A 16,681-nucleotide genomic window follows, 5' to 3' on the forward strand; every position below is an offset into this window, starting at 1 on the left:
ACGTATTAAATCATCGAGACTTTATTATTACGTATATGGAACGGCAGGTTCTTGAACTATTTTAAAATGGCGTAAAAGAATGAAAATTGTGACTGCGTTAAGAAAAAGGTAAAGGACCAAAGTTTCTTCCTATTGTACGCAGGAAAATAATCTATCATAACTAAACTGTTGGTTTAATAATCTTTTGTAGGATTAGATAGAAATCATCAAAATTTAAAAACTTTATAATAAAGAAAATGTATCTCATGGATAATTTGGTGCTTTTTTCGAAAATCTATATAGAGTAGATCAAAGACATTAGCCCCAAAGGTACATGTCGCGATTGTAGCGAATGAAAATTATACGTCGTAAAATATGGGTTACCCTAAAGGACAAGTAGATAGACATTTAAAAACATATGACTAGTTATATGGTCGTTAAATGAGACTTTTTAAAAGAAATTTTAATTGAAATAGCTTAAAGAAGGAATCATTGGTGAATGTTCTCAACTTAGATAAAAAAAGAAATATAATTTATTTAAAATTTTAATTAGGATAAAATTGTCCGAAATAAAAAGGAATATTATCTTTGTATAGAATTTAAAAAATATTTTAAATGTTTTGGTAATTAGATCTATGCGAGCTATGGGGTGGGAGTTAAGGAATGTAATGCGGAAAAACCCTATTTAGTACACGATAAATTTGTTGCCATACGTAACCTAAAACAAATGCTTGAAATTACCACTTTCTTTAAAATGACCTCAGGGTTGGTGGTAGGTCTAACTTGCTTAAAACGATAAAAAATTTGAACATAAATAGGATAAAAATATCCGATTTAATAAATGATATGATATGGAAGTACTGAATAAACCTGAATTGATGCACTTACAAATAGGTGATTCAATGAAAATTTTACAAGTAGCCGGTAGTGCAGGGATGCGAATACCACATCATTACTGTAGCCATGAAGCGGTTATAGTAGTGAATGAAGGTCTTGCCGTTTTGACCATGCCCGATTCGGAACAGCTGTTGGGCGCGGGAGATTCTTTCGTTATTCCGGCAAAAAAGGAGCATACCCTAAAAATCAAAAAAGACTTTAAGGCCTTGGCAATTATGGCCGTAGACTCGGAAATTAATTTTATATAAATACGATCATGGAAAATACCCTAGAAAAAACAATCGGACAAATGGTAGCGGACGACTACCGTATCGCACAGGTTTTTAAAAACCATAAAATAGATTTTTGCTGCAAAGGCAATCGTAGTATAGAAGAAGTCGCCGAAAAATATAGGTTAGATGTTCAAGTACTGCTTGCAGAAATTGATGAGGTGCAACGGCAGAATAACAATGACAATATCGATTTTAAATTGTGGCCCTTAGATTTGCTAGCCGATTATATCGAAAAAAGACATCACAGATACGTGGAGGAAAAAATACCTGTTCTTAAACAATACCTTGCCAAATTATGCAAAGTACATGGCGACAGACATCCCGAGCTTTTTGATATCAATGAGCATTTCAATGCTTCGGCGGGCGAACTGGCCATGCATATGAAAAAGGAAGAACTGCTTCTCTTTCCGTGGATACGTAAAATGGTAAAAGCCGAACAACAGAGAGAGCTGTTAGACAGACCTCATTTTGGCACGGTTAAAAACCCTATAGCCATGATGATGCAGGAACATGAGAACGAGGGCGAACGTTTTAGGGTTATTGCAGGGTTAAGTAACGATTACACGCCCCCGGCCGATGCCTGCAACACTTATCGTGTAGCGTTTTCATTACTTAAGGAATTTGAAGAAGACCTGCACAGGCACATTCATTTAGAAAATAACATTTTGTTTCCCATGGCGGAGATCCTGGAACAAAAATTTGTATCGTAGGGCTTTATGGAAACTAAGCCTATAAAGCGAAATAAAGCATTGCAGGGCGTAAGCCGTGAACACCACCATGGTCTTCTGCTCTGTTGGAAAATACGAACCGGATTTTCAAAGGGAATTTCGGAAGAGCGCATAAAAAAATATGTAGACTGGTTTTATGGTGTCCATTTGCTGCCCCATTTTGAATTGGAAGAAAATCATATTTTTCCAATTTTGGGCAAAGATCATGAACTGGTAAAAAAAGCGATTTCACAACATAAAAGGCTTCATAGGCTTTTTAATGAGACCGGTACGCTTTCAAAATCCTTAAGCTTAATTGAAGAAGAATTGGAACAACACATCCGTTTTGAAGAAAGGGTACTTTTCAATGAAATTCAAAAAATAGCAACCGAGGATCAATTAGGAACAATTTCAAAAATACATAACGATGAAAAATTCAACGACAATATCGATGACACATTCTGGATCTGAAAAAGGGACTCATCCATTTTTAAGAGTATACCAAAGTCTTTTGGCCGAATTTAAAAGAGAACAAACGGGTTATGCATCCATTGCTATCATAGGTCAAAGTTGCCTTGGATCAGCCGCAGCAATGGTATTATTAATGAGTGGCGTTGATCAGGTCATGAACCTGATATTACTTTTTTTGGTAACGATTTTATGCATGGCTTTCAATGGTGCCGTTTTGGCTCAGCTATCGTCGAAAATAACATTTAACCTACTTATACTAACAGTTTTGTTCAGTAGCGTTGTAATTGTAGCCCACTTGTTCTAATACTTGTAAAAGGTGTTGGTTTCATTAATCTTTACTCGATAATCGAGATTTAAATGCTTCGGCGCTTGTGTCGAAATTTAATCTTGATTTTCGTTTAAATACCTCATGGGCTTGCCATAAGGTAGTTGCCTTTTGTATTATTTCTACAGAAAACTGCTTGGTTTTAATTGTCCCATTTAATGACTGGCTTGTATACTGCACTGTTCGCCATACATTTTACGCAAAATTGCGTATCGTGTATGGCTTATGGTGTTGGCAAAATAGTTAAAATTGTATTTGCTTTTATTATGAAAAAAACGGATTGGTTTTTATATTCATTGCTGTTTAGCAAATGAATTTACGCAATGCCATATGGTAAAATTACACTATGCCAGTGTAAGACCAATTATATGTTAGGGATAGGCCTAACATTTTTGCAATGTGCTAATTTTTTTGCTAGCATATTTGCTAGGGATATATTCTGTTTTCAACCTATGTTTTTGTTATGTTTATGAACCGTTTATAATAGTTAGATAAAGCATGACTCTCGCCCATTTCCTCGAAAAAACCTCAAGAAGAATCCTCAACTTCAACTTAGACCCTAAAATCCTAAAAGAAATCGAAGTTAGTTTGGGTCTACTATTTCTGGCCGAAGCCGAAGAAGGCGGTAATGTTTGTATGATTAACAGTCCTGAAGTGCGTTATGCTTATAAAGATACTTTTACGTCTATTGATTTGTTGAATTATATCTATGCTATACAGCTTGCACCCTGGTATAGTGATAAGTACAAAGAATTTTTAGATATCAATTTTCCAAAAGTGCCGTATCCTACCGATCAGAACGTTTTTTGGCAAATGGTACAATTAGGAGGTGAACTGCGTCAGTTGCATTGGTTGGAATCGCCCAAAATAACGGAGTACATTACAAGCTTTCCCGTAGATGGCAATAATAGGGTAGAACGAAAATTTACAAGTTCAAGTCCAGGCTTTGAGCCAAGCAAATCACTGGACCATCAGCATTGCCAAAGGGGTAAAGTATGGATCAACAACACCCAATATTTTGACCATGTACCTTTAACGGCATGGAAAATTTATTTAGGTGTACATCAACCCGCCCAAAAATGGCTTAAGGACCGTAGCGGCCGCATCCTTGATTTCGAGGAGATACTTCAATACCATAAAATCATCGTCGCCCTAACCGAGACACATCGGTTCATGCAAGTAATCAATACTATTAAAATAGATTAATCTTTAATGAATTTTTACATGATTCCTTAGGCGGTAAGACCATTTGTGGTGTTTTGCGACAAATGTTCCCTTATGATAAAATGAAGCATTATTCCGACTATTTTACTTCTAATTAGGCATGTGTCAACCAAAGGCTAAAGTCCATTTTTTAAACTGCTATTCCCTTAGATAATCTCTACACTTAAAAATCTTTGAAATATGACGAGTATCATAATTTAAGGAACTTTGGTATAATATTTTTGCTTTTAAATAATAAAGGACATTAATGTCCTCTTTTTAAAAACGTATAAACCAAATACTGATGAAACAAATTATATTCGCCCCAAAAATGCTGGTAATGGCCACTATTCTGTTTGGCTTGTTCACCTCCTGCAAGAACGAAATTCCTGAAAAGAAGTATGCCAGTAGTATGGATATTCCGGCAACCGTAGAAATGGTGGCCACCTTGACCTCACCACCTAATGTACCGCCTCCAACAGGTAAAAGATTGGCTAAAAAATTAATCGTGGATATGGAGATTCTTGAACAGGAAGGTGAAATGACCAATGGCGTAAAATATGTATATTGGACATTTGGCGGAACGGTACCTGGTAGTTTTATTCGTACCAAGGTCGGCGATGAAGTGGAATTCCACCTCAAAAATCACCCCGATAATAAATTGCCTCACAACATTGATCTACATGCGGTTACCGGCCCGGGCGGTGGTGCGGAATCTTCATTTGTGGCTCCAGGACATGAAAAGGTGTTTTCGTTTAAAGTACTGAATCCGGGGCTATATGTGTACCACTGTGCCACCGCCCCTGTGGGGATGCACATCGCCAACGGTATGTATGGACTAATCTTGGTCGAGCCAGAAGAAGGCTTACCAGATGTGGATAAGGAATATTACATAATGCAAGGCGATTTCTATACCAAAGGGGCCAATGGTGAACGTGGGCTGCAACCTTTTGATATGCAAAAGGCAGTCGACGAAAAAGCCGACTATGTGGTATTTAATGGAAAAGTGGGTGCACTTACGGGTGACAACGCAATTACGGCCAATGTAGGTGAAACCGTACGGCTATATTTAGGTAACGGTGGACCTAATCTTGTTTCTTCTTTCCATGTTATTGGTGAAATATTCGATAAAGTTCATGTAGAAGGGGGAAGTATAATCAATGAAAATGTTCAGACCACTTTGATTCCTGCCGGAGGTGCCGCTATTGTGGAGTTCAAGGTAGAAGTTCCTGGCACTTTTATATTGGTAGATCACTCTATTTTCAGGGCGTTCAATAAAGGTGCTTTAGGTATGCTAAAGGTTCAGGGCGACGAGAATGAAGCGGTCTATTCAGGAGAATTGCGCGACGATATTTATCTACCAGAAGGTGGTGGTATACAAAAAATGCCTGTTACGGGCGAAATACCTGAATCGGAAATTCCTGCGAAGTCAATGGCCGAGCGTATGGAGTTTGGGAAGCAAACCTATATGCAAACCTGTTTTGCCTGTCACCAGGCAGAAGGACAGGGTATACCTAATGCGTTCCCACCTTTGGCAAAATCAGATTACTTGAACGCAGATGTTAATAGGGCAATTGATATTGTATTACATGGTAAAACCGGAGAGATTACTGTAAACGGCGAAAAATATAATAGCGTAATGACCGCACAGACCCTTTCCGATGATGAAGTTGCAAATGTGCTTACCTATGTATATAATAGTTGGGGAAACAAGAAAACTGAAGTTACCCCGGCCATGGTAAAAAAGGTTAGAAATAAATAATAAACAAATAGAGTAATGGAAACTTACGGAAAAACCATAGCCGTGCTTGCTTGCGTTTTGATTTTTCAAACGATACATTCACAAGTGGATATGGTGCAAATTAAGGGAGGAACATATATTCCATTATACGGGGTAGACTCCACAGCAGTGACCATTGACGATTTTTCAATGGACGTTTACCCAGTAACCAATGTTGAGTATCTTGAATTCGTACGTAAGTTTCCCCAATGGCAAAAAAGTATGGTAAAACGTTTGTTCGCCGATGGTAATTATTTGGCAGGATGGGAAAATGATGAATCTTTAGGAGATGCACTCGCCCCCAATGCACCTATAACTAACATTTCTTGGTTTGCGGCAAAAAAATATTGTGAATGCCAAGATAAAAGATTGCCAACTGTAGATGAATGGGAATATGCCGCTATGGCCGATGAAAATATGGCCGATGCTAGAAAGAAAGAGAGTTACAACCAAAAAATACTAGATTGGTATGAAGCTCCTAAGACTTTTGATAAAAAAATCGGTTCTACTTTTAAAAATTATTGGGGCGTATACGATCTGCACGGATTGGTGTGGGAATGGACGATGGATTTCAATTCTGTATTAATTTCGGGCGAATCACGAAAAGATGTAGACAAGGATAGTAATCTATTCTGTGGAAGTGCTGCCGTAGGAGCTTCCGACCTTATGAACTATGCCGCTTTTATGCGCTATGCATTTCGCGGGAGCATGAAGGCAAATTATTCCATAAAAAACTTGGGCTTCCGGTGTGCTAAGGATGGTATTAAAATTTAAAAAATTTTAATGGATCAATGAATTAAAATTCGACTTATGAAGAAAATAACAACATTTATAATATTACTTATTGTATTCGCAAATCTTACTTCCTGTAATGTTAAAAAGAAAGAAGAGTTGGCTACGGTAACCTACCAATGTCCTATGAAATGCGAGGGAGACAAGATTTTTCACGAAGGGGGAACTTGTGCCGTCTGCAATATGGCACTTCAACCTGTTGAACCTAAAAGTAAAGAGATAAATAAAACGGAGGAAATCACGGATCTATCAATTTACAACCTGCCATCGGTATGGACCGACCAAGACAATCATAAAATCGAATTAATAGATTTAAAAGACCATGTTGTAGTTATGGTCATGATATATACCTCTTGTAGGGCGGCTTGCCCAAGACTTGCGGCCGATATGCGAAGTATAGAAGCGCAGATTCCTGAAGACAAAAAAAATAAATTAAAATTGGTATTGGTCAGTATCGACCCCGAGACCGATACGCCCGCACGCCTAAAGCAATTTGCTATCGAAAATGAAATGGATTCAAACCAATGGGTTTTTCTTAGGGGTTCTGAGGCGGATACTAGAGAATTTGCGGCTGTTCTTGCCGTAAATTACAAAAAGATTTCTCCGATGGATTTCTCACATTCCAATATTATTAGTGTTTTTGATCAAGGAGGAGAACTTGCATATCAAAAGGAAGGTCTTGGTGTAGATCATAAAAAAACAGTTGATAAAATCTTAGAACTCATACCCTAGACCCACCTGTTTTTTAATGGAATGAAAATAGCGTTATAATTAGTTTTTTATAACACATTGTTTAAAGATGCAATGGCAGGTTTTTAAGTGTTAAAGTTTATATTTTTTGGGAGCTTTGCTAGTAAAGCCGACGCTATTGATTATCATACCCATGGTGTGTTTAAAAAAATGTCATTTACCGTAGTTGATTGTCGATTTTTTTAAGAAACAGCAAATGTATCGAGAACCAATTGAGTATTAAATTGGTTCTCGATATTTTTTTTACTTCATCACGAAAGATTTTGATTGGTCTATCTTATTGTAGAGCTAGTTAAAAAAGCACAATAGGTTCACCTAAAAATACGAAGGAATGTTTCCTACAGGTAAGGTGGCTGACATGAAAATCAAGACAACATATTATCGATTATGGTAGGTTCATGATCCAATGGATTGAACTGTTTCTAATTATAACCGATACAAATTTTGGGCGATCGGTTTAAAAATGTTTCTGACCTGAAAACTCCATTGCTTCCCCCTTTCCAAAACCAAAACTGATGCCCAGGGTTACAAAACGACCCTGCTGACTAAAATCTCTTAAATAGAATTCTGGTTGCGAGGTAACACTTTCGCGTATTCTAGAAGCAAACACATCACGAATACTCAGATTTACTATGGCCTTCCCCTTCAGTATCTTTTTTCTTGCTCCAAAATCCATAAAAATGTTTTCTGTGATTTCTTGTTGTAAGGTTCTGTATCCTGAACGATAATTTCCTATGAATTCTAAATCAATATCTGCAGGTAATTTAAATTTACTGGTTAGCCGTGTTGACCATTGGTCTCCTTTAAAATCAAAAGAGTTGCCTTCAAAATCACCTTCTCTTGTAAATTGGCTGTAGTTGAAATCGTTTGTGAATGATAACCAGTTTGAAGGAATGTATTTTGCATTAAACTCTACACCAGTAGTATTGTTTATCCCTACGTTTTCAGGCCTTGAGATGCTTACGTTATCTTGAAATTCTACTATACGTTCAACCACATCTTCGGTATGTCTAAAGAAAACGCCAAGGTTCATAGAAACTTTTCCTAATTTATATATACTGGTAATTTCATAACTATTGGTAAATTCTGGTTGTAAGTCGGCATTTCCAGTACTTATGCTAAAATTATTTCTAATATTGTAAAACGGATTAAGATCCCACAATCGAGGTCTAAAAATTCGTTTGGAATATCCTGCCTGTAAAGAAAGATCATCATTAATTTTATAAGATGTGTGTCCACTAGGGAAGAGGTTATTGTATTTTTTATCGTTGCTAACATTTGTATTTTGTAATAGAGTAGCAACATCGGTATCTTCAAAACGAAGTCCAATTTTTAATCCCCATTTATCACTCTCGTACGCTGTAGTACCATAAACACCAAGTACTTTCTGTGTCCATTCAAATATATTCGTTAAATCTGGATTGTCAATAAAATTTACACCATCAAAATTACTAATGGCAAAATCATTTTCTACATCGTTAATTTGGTATTGGGCGCCGGTTTCCAAGGTAAATTTTTCTGCCCAAGGATGGGTGTAATCTGCCTTAAAAGTATATTCGGCCTGGCTAAAATCTGTTCTACTTTGCTGTAACAAATCATCTTCATTGCCAACAGTTGTAGTATTGATGAAATTTGATGTTTGGTCTTTGGCAAAGAGATTTCCAGTGGCACTTAATAACAACGATTGTTCTTCATTACCTTCAAAATCTTTCTTGTATTGTAATTCATAGGAATATTTTGGGTTGGTAGCTTCCGTCAGTTCTTTTCTTCTAAAAGCATCTGTAAGTGAATTATTAGAGTCAAAAGTGCTGAAGATGGCATCTGCGTTTTCCTTTTCCCATTCATAGGCAAAATTCCCAGAAAGTGTAATTACATTTAAATCATTAATATGGTAATCTGTGCCTAGTATAAGATTGAAGAAAGTTTCATTTTTATCATTTTGTCCAAAACTGCTTATGTAAGTATCATCTACTAAATTTCTATTTTCAGTTTCTTCATCGCTTGGGAATGTTCTACGACCAAAGCCTAATTGGCTAAATAGATTAAATTTTTCAGTACGTCTATTTAGGCTAAGTCCTAAACTATGGTTGTTTGGTGTTCCTGTATTTAAAGTTACAGCTCCGTTCAATCCTTTTTTTTCCTCTTTTTTGAGAACGATATTGATGATACCAGATGTACCTTCCGCATCATATTTGGCAGACGGATTAGTAATGACCTCAATGCGCTCAATCATATCTGCAGTTAAAGTGCCTAGAGCATTTCCTTGTTCATTTGCAATGACCGATGGTTTTCCATTAATCAGCATTTGTACGCCTTGACTGCCACGTAGACTTATTTGTCCTTCAATATTTACATTAACAGATGGGACATTGTTCAAAACTTCTAAAGCACTAGCACCAGTACTACTTAAATCTGCGCCTACATTAAAAACGCGTTTGTCTAATTTAAATACTGTTTGGCTTATTTCTCCTTCAACAACAACCTCGTCTAATTGTTGGGAATCTTCAGCGATAACTACGGTACCTAGTTTAATTTTTCCGTTGGTTATGGTAGGGTCGTCAAATCTTTTTGTGGTAAAACCAATGAAGCTTACTTCAATATAGAAATTAGCAGCTGTTGTTTCCAAAATAAAACTCCCATCTTGTAGGGTAGTAGTGCCAACAATTGGCTTTTGATCTATTGGATTGCCGACTAAAACCGTAGCAAATTCAATTGGTTCGCCATTAGTTGTCTCCACTATTTTTCCTGTAATAGTTGTTGTGTTTTGTGCACTGATGGTGTTGATGCCTAATACTACTATTAGGAAGAGTAACGAAATTTTAAGTTGTTTATGCATGATAAAAATTGATGTTGATAATTGTAAAGATGCGTTTTCCTTTTTTGGAATAAAACCTAAATTCTGCAAACGACTATAGCAGTGTCTTTAGTCACCATTCAAAAGAGTTGTTAAAAATTTTATTGTAATTGAAATTAAGGAATTATCGTAATAATTACACCTTTGTTGCTAAATAGGTCTGTTTTACTTTTATCGGTAATTTTGAAAATAAAGTTTAATGTTTTTCATGGGATAATTGACTTTGATTTCAAAGTTAATTACTAGGTATTAAAATACAGTTCATTTTGTATTATAAAGTAAATGTTCAGAGATTGAACAGAATAGTTTGTTTTTAATTATGATATCAATAGAATAGCCTAATCTCTAGTCTTAAATAGCTTATATTTAAATTCAATATACTTTGGTGTTCCCTTAAATGGTTATGAAATCTTTTTCTATAATATTCATATTATTTTCACTTGGGCTTTTTGCTCAGGAATTACCTCCAATTCAGAATTATACACCAATTGAATATGCCGCAGAAAATCAAAATTGGTCAATAGATCAAGCTCATAATAAAAATATTTATGTTGCCAATAATGGCGGACTCTTGGAATTTAATGGTTCTACATGGCAGTTGTACCAATCTCCTTATGGCACCCCTATAAAATCGGTGAAGGTTATTGGAGATAAAGTTTATACTGGCAGCTATATGGAATTTGGGTTTTGGAGCAAAGATAAATTTGGAGATTTAGAATATACTTCTATTTCAAAAAACACAAAAAACGAGCTTATTGAAGATGAACATTTTTGGAATATTTCATCGTTTGAAGATTGGGTATTGTTTCAATCTTTAGATCGTATTTACATTTATGATACACTTAAGAATTCTTTTGAAATTATTGAGGCTAAAACTAATAGAGCGGCAATATTAGAAGTGGAAAATAGAATTTATTTTCAAAAATTAGGGCAGGGGCTTTTTACAATTGAAAATGGTAAACCTCTTTTAGTGTCTAATCAATCTTTTTTAAAAAAGGACAATGTAATAGCTAGTGTTTCACTGAATAACAATAAGGTTCTTATAACAGAACACGGAGAATTTTATTCGCTAAAAAACAATATTGTAAGTAAGTTAAACATTAGTGATGACCCTAATTTTAATGCTTCAAAAATATATAGTGCGTTACAATTAAATGATGGCTCTTTAATTTTAGGAACCATCTCTAACGGAATATATCATTTAGATCAAAAAGGCAAGATAATACAGCATATTAATCAAGAAAAGGGATTAAATAATAATACCATTCTATCACTTTTTCAAGATATGGATAACAATCTTTGGTTGGGTCTTGACAACGGATTAAGTGTGTTAAATTTAGATTCCCCTTTTGCGGAATATATTGATCAATTAGGGGTTGTTGGGGTAGTATATACCGCTGCTTTGTTTAATGATGCTTTGTATTTAGGGACAAACCAAGGCTTATTCTATAAGCATCGTAATGATGAAGCAAGCTTTAAATTAATTGAAGGTACACAAGGACAAGTATGGCTGCTAAAAGAGATAAATGGGACTTTATTTTGCGGACATCATAATGGCACTTATGTTATAGAAGAAAATAAAGCAAAGCATATTTCCGACTTTGCAGGTACCTGGGATATTAAACCAATTGATTCTAATAATAATCTACTGTTGCAAGGTAATTACAAAGGACTGAGTATTCTAGAAAAAACTAATGGTGAATGGAAATTTAGAAACCAAATTGAAGGTTTTGATATTTCAAGTAGGTTTTTTCAATTTATTGACAAACATCAAATTCTTATTAACCATGATTTTAAAGGTGTATTTAGTTTACAAATAGATAATGAGTATTCATCTGTAGTAGAGGAAGAGCATTTTACTTCTAAAGGTACTAGCTCTAGTTTAGTTTTATATAATGGAGACATATTATATTCTACAGTAAATGGAGTCTATAAATATTTGGTAGCTAATGATGATTTTGTAATTGATTCTATTTTAACAAGCAAATTTATTACTAATGAGGAAAGTGTTCATGGAATACTTCAACCTACAGATGCTAATGAAAAACTTTGGGGTTTTACAAATAATAATATTATATGTGTAACCCCAGGCTTGCTAAGTGGAAATCCAAAATATGTTAAGGTTTCGATTCCCAAATCATTTAGAAGAAGCATGGGCGTTGTTGGTTTTGAGTCTATAGTTCAATTAAAGAATGAGCTTTATTTGATAGGAAATTCTAATGGTTATGTGACTTTGGATTTAAATAAAATTAAGGAGAATGAGTTTGAAATTTATATCAATTCTATTACAAAAGAATTTTATGACTCTCCAAAGAAAAAAGTGGAACTTAAAGGAGCAAATGAGTTTAATTTTTCCGATAATAATTTACATTTTTATTACAATGTACCGGAATATGACAAATATACGGAGGTAAATTATCAATATAAGCTTGAGGGAGAATATGACGAATGGAGCAGTTGGTCTTCAACATCAAATGTTTCTTTTGCAAATTTGTCTTACGGTTCGTATAATTTCATGGTAAGGGCCAAAATAGGCAATAAGATTTCTAAGAATACTTCACATTACTCATTTATAATTCATAGGCCATGGTATTTATCAATATGGGCAATTTTAAGTTATATATGTATTGGGATTTTATTTTCAATCCTAGTTCACAAGCTTTATAAAAATTATTATAGACAACAGCAACATCAAATAGTAAAGGAGAACAAGAAGAAACTTAAACGTAAGAAACTTAAAAATCAGAAGAAAATTGTTCAAATAAAAAATGAGCAACTAAAAGGTCTAATAGAAAATAAGAATAGAGAATTAGCAATTTCTACTATGAGCATTATTAAAAAGAATGAGTTCTTGAATGCTATAAAAGATAAGTTGAAGGAGAATGAGAATAATCCTCAAATTAAATCTGTAATCAGGACTATTGATAGAAATATTAATAATGAAGATGATTGGAAATTTTTTGAGAATGCATTTAATAATGCGGACAAGGATTTTTTAAAAAAGGTTAAAATTAAACATTCAGAATTATCAGCAAAAGATTTACGTTTGTGTGCATATTTGCGTTTAAATTTATCTTCAAAGGAAATAGCTCCATTATTAAATATTTCAGTACGTAGTGTTGAGGTTAAAAGATATCGACTTCGTAAAAAAATGAACCTTTCTCATGAAGATAGCCTAACCGACTATATTATGAATTTGTGAATTCCACAACACTTGTAGAATTTACCACAACATTACCACAACATAGGTGTTCATTGCAAGAATTTAATTAGTGTTTTTATTTATTAATTATAGCTGGTGAATTCTGCTATATGTTGGTAATATCTTTATTTTAACTACATAATATTGCTATGTATGTTTTTTGTATGGGTTATTATTTCGGAATTAGCACTTTGGTGATTTAAATTGCAAATGAAATTACTTTGACATAAGACTCTCATAGGATTTGAGCTTATCGCTTAAATCCTACTAACAGTTTTACAACAATTAACTCACTTAATACACTATTAAAATTATGAAAAGCTTAATGTTCATTTTAGTTGCATTTTTTATGGTATTTACAAGCTGTGAAGAGGATGACTCTTTTAATTCGGGCCCACTTTCAAATCTAACGGTAAGTTCGGTGGTTAGTACTAATGGGTCGGGTATAGTAAGTTTTAAATCCAGTGCTTCTGGCGCAAAATCTTATAGTTATGATTTTGGCGACGGAACTACCGGTGAATCCCTTACAGGTTCTATTTCTAAAACCTATGTAGTAGCAGGTATTAATACCTATACTGTGACCATAACCGCTACTGGTTATGATGGGTCAACAAAGACTGAGACGGTACAAGTAACTATAGATATTCCTGTTACAAATTCAGACCTTGTAAATTTAATAACAGGTGGGAATTCAAAAACTTGGTTCTTGGCGGCTGCACAACCTGGTCACTTAGGACTAGGTCCGGCAAGAGAAGGTATTGACGGGGATTGGTGGTATCCTAAATGGTATTCTGCACAGGCTTTTGAAAAATGCGGAAGTGAAATCTCAGATTGCTTTTGTGATGATGAGTTAACTTTCTCCGTTGATAGTAGTGGTGATGTTACTTATGTATTGGATAATAAAGGACAAACATTTTTTAATGTAGGACATAAAGCAGTTGTTGGCGGTACCGCTGATGAAGATTTTTGTTATGATTATGATACATCTGGAGAAAAGGAAGTTACTTTTTCGGCCGTAGAAGGTAATGTTCCTGAAGCTGAAACTACGGGTATGCAAATGGAATTTTCTGATGGTGGATTTATGAGTTATTACGTAGGTTCGTCTACCTACGAGATTTTGTCCATAAGTGATAATTTATTGTATGTTAGAACATATGATACTATGAATCCTGATTTAGCTTGGTATATAAGATTTACTTCTGCGCCAGCAATAGGTGGTGGCGATGAAAGTTTAGAGACTATATATACAAATTTAGTTTGGTCAGATGAGTTTGATATTGACGGAGCTCCTAATCCTTTAAATTGGACTTATGATTTAGGCGCAGGTGGCTGGGGTAACTCAGAAGCACAAACCTATACAAGTGAATCTGAAAATGTTAAAGTTGAAGATGGCGTATTGAAGATAACGGCTATCGCTGGTGTTGGCGAAGCTGCTGTTCATTATTTTGATGATGTAACTTTAATAGCATCAGGTGGCGCAACTGAATCATTAGAAAATTTCGAAGGTACAGCTCCAGTATTTACAGGTTTCGGAGGTACAGAAACAGTCGTTGTGGATAATCCAAATACAATAGGGGACAATACTTCTGCAAAAGTAGCAGAGTCCACCAAAGGATTAGGTGCTGAAACCTGGGCGGGGTCTTTCTTTGACTTAGCAACGCCAATTGATTTGGTAGCGTTTCCAAGTATTAGCATAAAGACATGGTCACCAGCTGTAGGTGCTAATGTTATACTTAAATTAGAAAATCAGGCTAACGCCGATGAGAATGTAGAATTTAGTGTAACTACCGCGACCGCTAATGAGTGGGAGATATTAACTTTTGATTTTAGCGCAGCTCCTGCTGGAACATATGACAGGGTTGTAGTATTCTTTGATTTTGGTGTTTCGCCTTCTGGAGGAATTACTTCTGCTAGAATTAAATCTGAAAATCTTTTTGAATTCACATATGGTAGAGTTGAAATAAGAGCTAAACTACCTTCTGCAGGAGGGTCCTGGCCGGCACTTTGGGCATTGGGCGCAAATTTTGATGAGGTAAGTTGGCCAGCCTGTGGAGAAATAGATATTATGGAACATGTTGGAAATAATAGTAATACCATAAGTAGTGCTTTACATTATCCTGGTAATTTTGGCGGATCAGCTGTAGTTGGTTCAACCTTAGTGCCAACAGCTACATCAGAATTTCATAATTATACGGTTGAATGGACAGCGGATAGCATTAAGTTTGTAGTTGATGGAGAATTGGTGCATAATAGTTTAGTGAACTCTTCCAGCACACCTTTTAACAGTGATTTCTTCTTAATAATGAATGTTGCCATGGGTGGTAATCTTGGAGGTACAATTGACCCTGCGTTTACTCAAGATACTATGGAGGTTGATTATGTAAGAGTTTATCAATAATTTAAAACGATTGTAAAGTAAAGGCCATCGAATTTAAATTCGATGGCCTTTTTAGTTTTAATGAAAAACTATTGTAATTATTAGAAATGAAATTCTTTAAAATGTGTTTGGTATACAATGAACTCATCTTGACATTTTCTTTTAACTACGAATTATACATTATGTACCCTAATTTTGTCATTTTTGAGTTCCGTAGCTATGGCTATGTAAATAAAAAATAACTTCATTACGGCACAAAAGCCATAATTCTCGGTTCCAAACAAAAAGTCAAGATGAGTTCAATGTAAAATTTTAGTTAAGTTTTTTTTTGCTGATTAGTTGCGAACTTATAAATGGGAAATAAGAGTTTAACTTTTAGAAAATGAAATGCCCCTTTTTTACAAGGGGCATTATAAAAGTATTTTTTTAACAATATGGGCTAGGGTTAAAAAATTAAACAATCCCAATAAGGGCTAAAAAAGTACCTACTGCAACTACAGCTAAAAAAGCGTTCATTGCAATGATCAATACAGATAGATAGGTGTCTACCCCTGTTTTAAATGATAAATTATTCATAACATTACATGCTTTAAGGTTACTTTACTAAAGCTAATGGATATTTGCAACATTAAAGAGAGGAATGTTGTAAAATGCTAAAAATATGTTGTTAAACTCTATTTTTGTGTTGTTAATAGCTTTATAGAATGTAACATAGCTATAAAAATGGTATTTTATCGATACTTAGCTAAAGCACATTTGTATAATAAAAATTGTTTGCCATCAATTAGTTTACTTGAATAGTCCAATCCAATCTGCTAAAGCAGCAATTGGTATAGAAATCAGTATTATTATAAGGCACGCGTTCATTAATTTTAAAAAACCATTAAGCACTTTAACTCCTGAAGTAATTTCTCGTTCCATAATTCTATTGTTCTGTTGTTCTATGCTCAATATAAGCATATTGCTCTTAAAGTGCTGTAAAATAGCACTGTAAAATCGACTAAAGGATTATATTACCTATGTAAAGTATAAATTTTATAATCCAGATACCATAATTTGGAAAGTAATTATT

The 16,681-nt window shown here is 34.7% G+C and carries 13 protein-coding genes; 10 read left to right on the forward strand and 3 right to left on the reverse strand.

Translation table 11 applies throughout. The annotated features are described in order from the left end of the window. Window positions 1-830: 830 nt before the first annotated feature. The 8 genes from BTR34_RS10740 to BTR34_RS10775 all read left to right on the forward strand — a co-directional run bounded on the left by BTR34_RS10740 (window position 831) and on the right by BTR34_RS10775 (window position 7,158). Complete coding sequence (locus BTR34_RS10740; RefSeq protein ID WP_068481358.1) at window positions 831-1,124, forward strand: cupin domain-containing protein; 294 nt, start codon at window positions 831-833, stop codon at window positions 1,122-1,124. Between the two features lie 8 nt (window positions 1,125-1,132). Continuing rightward, window positions 1,133-1,858 (forward strand): iron-sulfur cluster repair di-iron protein, encoded by a 726-nt coding sequence (ric, locus tag BTR34_RS10745; protein WP_068481360.1) that lies wholly within the window; start codon window positions 1,133-1,135, stop codon window positions 1,856-1,858. A 6-nt stretch (window positions 1,859-1,864) separates the two neighbouring features. Then, on the forward strand, window positions 1,865-2,326 hold the full coding sequence (locus tag BTR34_RS10750) for a hemerythrin domain-containing protein (protein WP_068481363.1): 462 nt from the start codon (window positions 1,865-1,867) through the stop codon (window positions 2,324-2,326). Further along, entirely contained in the window at window positions 2,307-2,630 is a 324-nt protein-coding gene (locus BTR34_RS10755) for a hypothetical protein (protein ID WP_068481366.1), read from the forward strand. Before BTR34_RS10750 ends, BTR34_RS10755 begins: the two co-directional genes overlap by 20 nt. 519 nt (window positions 2,631-3,149) lie before the next feature. Continuing rightward, window positions 3,150-3,857, forward strand: a complete 708-nt coding sequence (locus tag BTR34_RS10760) for a type ISP restriction/modification enzyme (RefSeq protein WP_068481369.1) — start codon at window positions 3,150-3,152, stop codon at window positions 3,855-3,857. A 328-nt stretch (window positions 3,858-4,185) separates the two neighbouring features. After that, window positions 4,186-5,616 (forward strand): copper-containing nitrite reductase, encoded by a 1,431-nt coding sequence (gene nirK, locus BTR34_RS10765; RefSeq protein WP_394333951.1) that lies wholly within the window; start codon window positions 4,186-4,188, stop codon window positions 5,614-5,616. A gap of 15 nt (window positions 5,617-5,631) precedes the next feature. Next, on the forward strand, window positions 5,632-6,408 hold the full coding sequence (locus BTR34_RS10770; protein ID WP_068481376.1) for a formylglycine-generating enzyme family protein: 777 nt from the start codon (window positions 5,632-5,634) through the stop codon (window positions 6,406-6,408). 36 nt (window positions 6,409-6,444) lie between these two features. Next, on the forward strand, window positions 6,445-7,158 hold the full coding sequence (locus BTR34_RS10775) for an SCO family protein (protein WP_068481379.1): 714 nt from the start codon (window positions 6,445-6,447) through the stop codon (window positions 7,156-7,158). A gap of 475 nt (window positions 7,159-7,633) precedes the next feature. Here the strand turns inward: BTR34_RS10775 and BTR34_RS10780 are convergent, their stop codons facing one another. Further along, a complete protein-coding gene (locus BTR34_RS10780; protein ID WP_068481865.1) occupies window positions 7,634-10,012 on the reverse strand; it encodes an outer membrane beta-barrel family protein in 2,379 nt (792 codons plus the stop codon). A gap of 421 nt (window positions 10,013-10,433) precedes the next feature. Between BTR34_RS10780 and BTR34_RS10785 the strand changes: the two genes are divergently transcribed. Further along, window positions 10,434-13,232, forward strand: coding sequence for a helix-turn-helix and ligand-binding sensor domain-containing protein (locus tag BTR34_RS10785; protein ID WP_068481868.1), 2,799 nt, complete (start codon window positions 10,434-10,436; stop codon window positions 13,230-13,232). A gap of 313 nt (window positions 13,233-13,545) precedes the next feature. Continuing rightward, complete coding sequence (locus BTR34_RS19135; RefSeq protein WP_068481382.1) at window positions 13,546-15,630, forward strand: family 16 glycosylhydrolase; 2,085 nt, start codon at window positions 13,546-13,548, stop codon at window positions 15,628-15,630. 432 nt (window positions 15,631-16,062) lie between these two features. On the opposite strand, the gene BTR34_RS19180 is transcribed toward BTR34_RS19135, so the two are convergent. Next, window positions 16,063-16,185, reverse strand: a complete 123-nt coding sequence (locus BTR34_RS19180; protein WP_262493627.1) for a hypothetical protein — start codon at window positions 16,183-16,185, stop codon at window positions 16,063-16,065. Between the two features lie 213 nt (window positions 16,186-16,398). Further along, a complete protein-coding gene (locus tag BTR34_RS18995) occupies window positions 16,399-16,569 on the reverse strand; it encodes a hypothetical protein (RefSeq protein ID WP_157493040.1) in 171 nt (56 codons plus the stop codon). Window positions 16,570-16,681: the final 112 nt, after the last annotated feature.

It is taken from the genome of Maribacter hydrothermalis (genome assembly GCF_001913155.1).
GTDB lineage: Bacteria > Bacteroidota > Bacteroidia > Flavobacteriales > Flavobacteriaceae > Maribacter > Maribacter hydrothermalis.

Excerpts from the sequence above, each read along its gene's own strand:
- BTR34_RS10740 (WP_068481358.1), top strand. The coding sequence starts at position 831 with ATGGAAGTACTGAATAAACCTGAATTGATGCACTTACAAATAGGTGAT.
- ric (WP_068481360.1), top strand. The coding sequence starts at position 1,133 with ATGGAAAATACCCTAGAAAAAACAATCGGACAAATGGTAGCGGACGAC.
- BTR34_RS10750 (WP_068481363.1), top strand. The coding sequence starts at position 1,865 with ATGGAAACTAAGCCTATAAAGCGAAATAAAGCATTGCAGGGCGTAAGC.
- BTR34_RS10755 (WP_068481366.1), top strand. The coding sequence starts at position 2,307 with ATGACACATTCTGGATCTGAAAAAGGGACTCATCCATTTTTAAGAGTA.
- BTR34_RS10760 (WP_068481369.1), top strand. The coding sequence starts at position 3,150 with ATGACTCTCGCCCATTTCCTCGAAAAAACCTCAAGAAGAATCCTCAAC.
- nirK (WP_394333951.1), top strand. The coding sequence starts at position 4,186 with ATGCTGGTAATGGCCACTATTCTGTTTGGCTTGTTCACCTCCTGCAAG.
- BTR34_RS10770 (WP_068481376.1), top strand. The coding sequence starts at position 5,632 with ATGGAAACTTACGGAAAAACCATAGCCGTGCTTGCTTGCGTTTTGATT.
- BTR34_RS10775 (WP_068481379.1), top strand. The coding sequence starts at position 6,445 with ATGAAGAAAATAACAACATTTATAATATTACTTATTGTATTCGCAAAT.
- BTR34_RS10780 (WP_068481865.1), bottom strand. The coding sequence starts at position 10,012 with ATGCATAAACAACTTAAAATTTCGTTACTCTTCCTAATAGTAGTATTA.
- BTR34_RS10785 (WP_068481868.1), top strand. The coding sequence starts at position 10,434 with ATGAAATCTTTTTCTATAATATTCATATTATTTTCACTTGGGCTTTTT.
- BTR34_RS19135 (WP_068481382.1), top strand. The coding sequence starts at position 13,546 with ATGAAAAGCTTAATGTTCATTTTAGTTGCATTTTTTATGGTATTTACA.
- BTR34_RS19180 (WP_262493627.1), bottom strand. The coding sequence starts at position 16,185 with ATGAATAATTTATCATTTAAAACAGGGGTAGACACCTATCTATCTGTA.
- BTR34_RS18995 (WP_157493040.1), bottom strand. The coding sequence starts at position 16,569 with ATGCTTATATTGAGCATAGAACAACAGAACAATAGAATTATGGAACGA.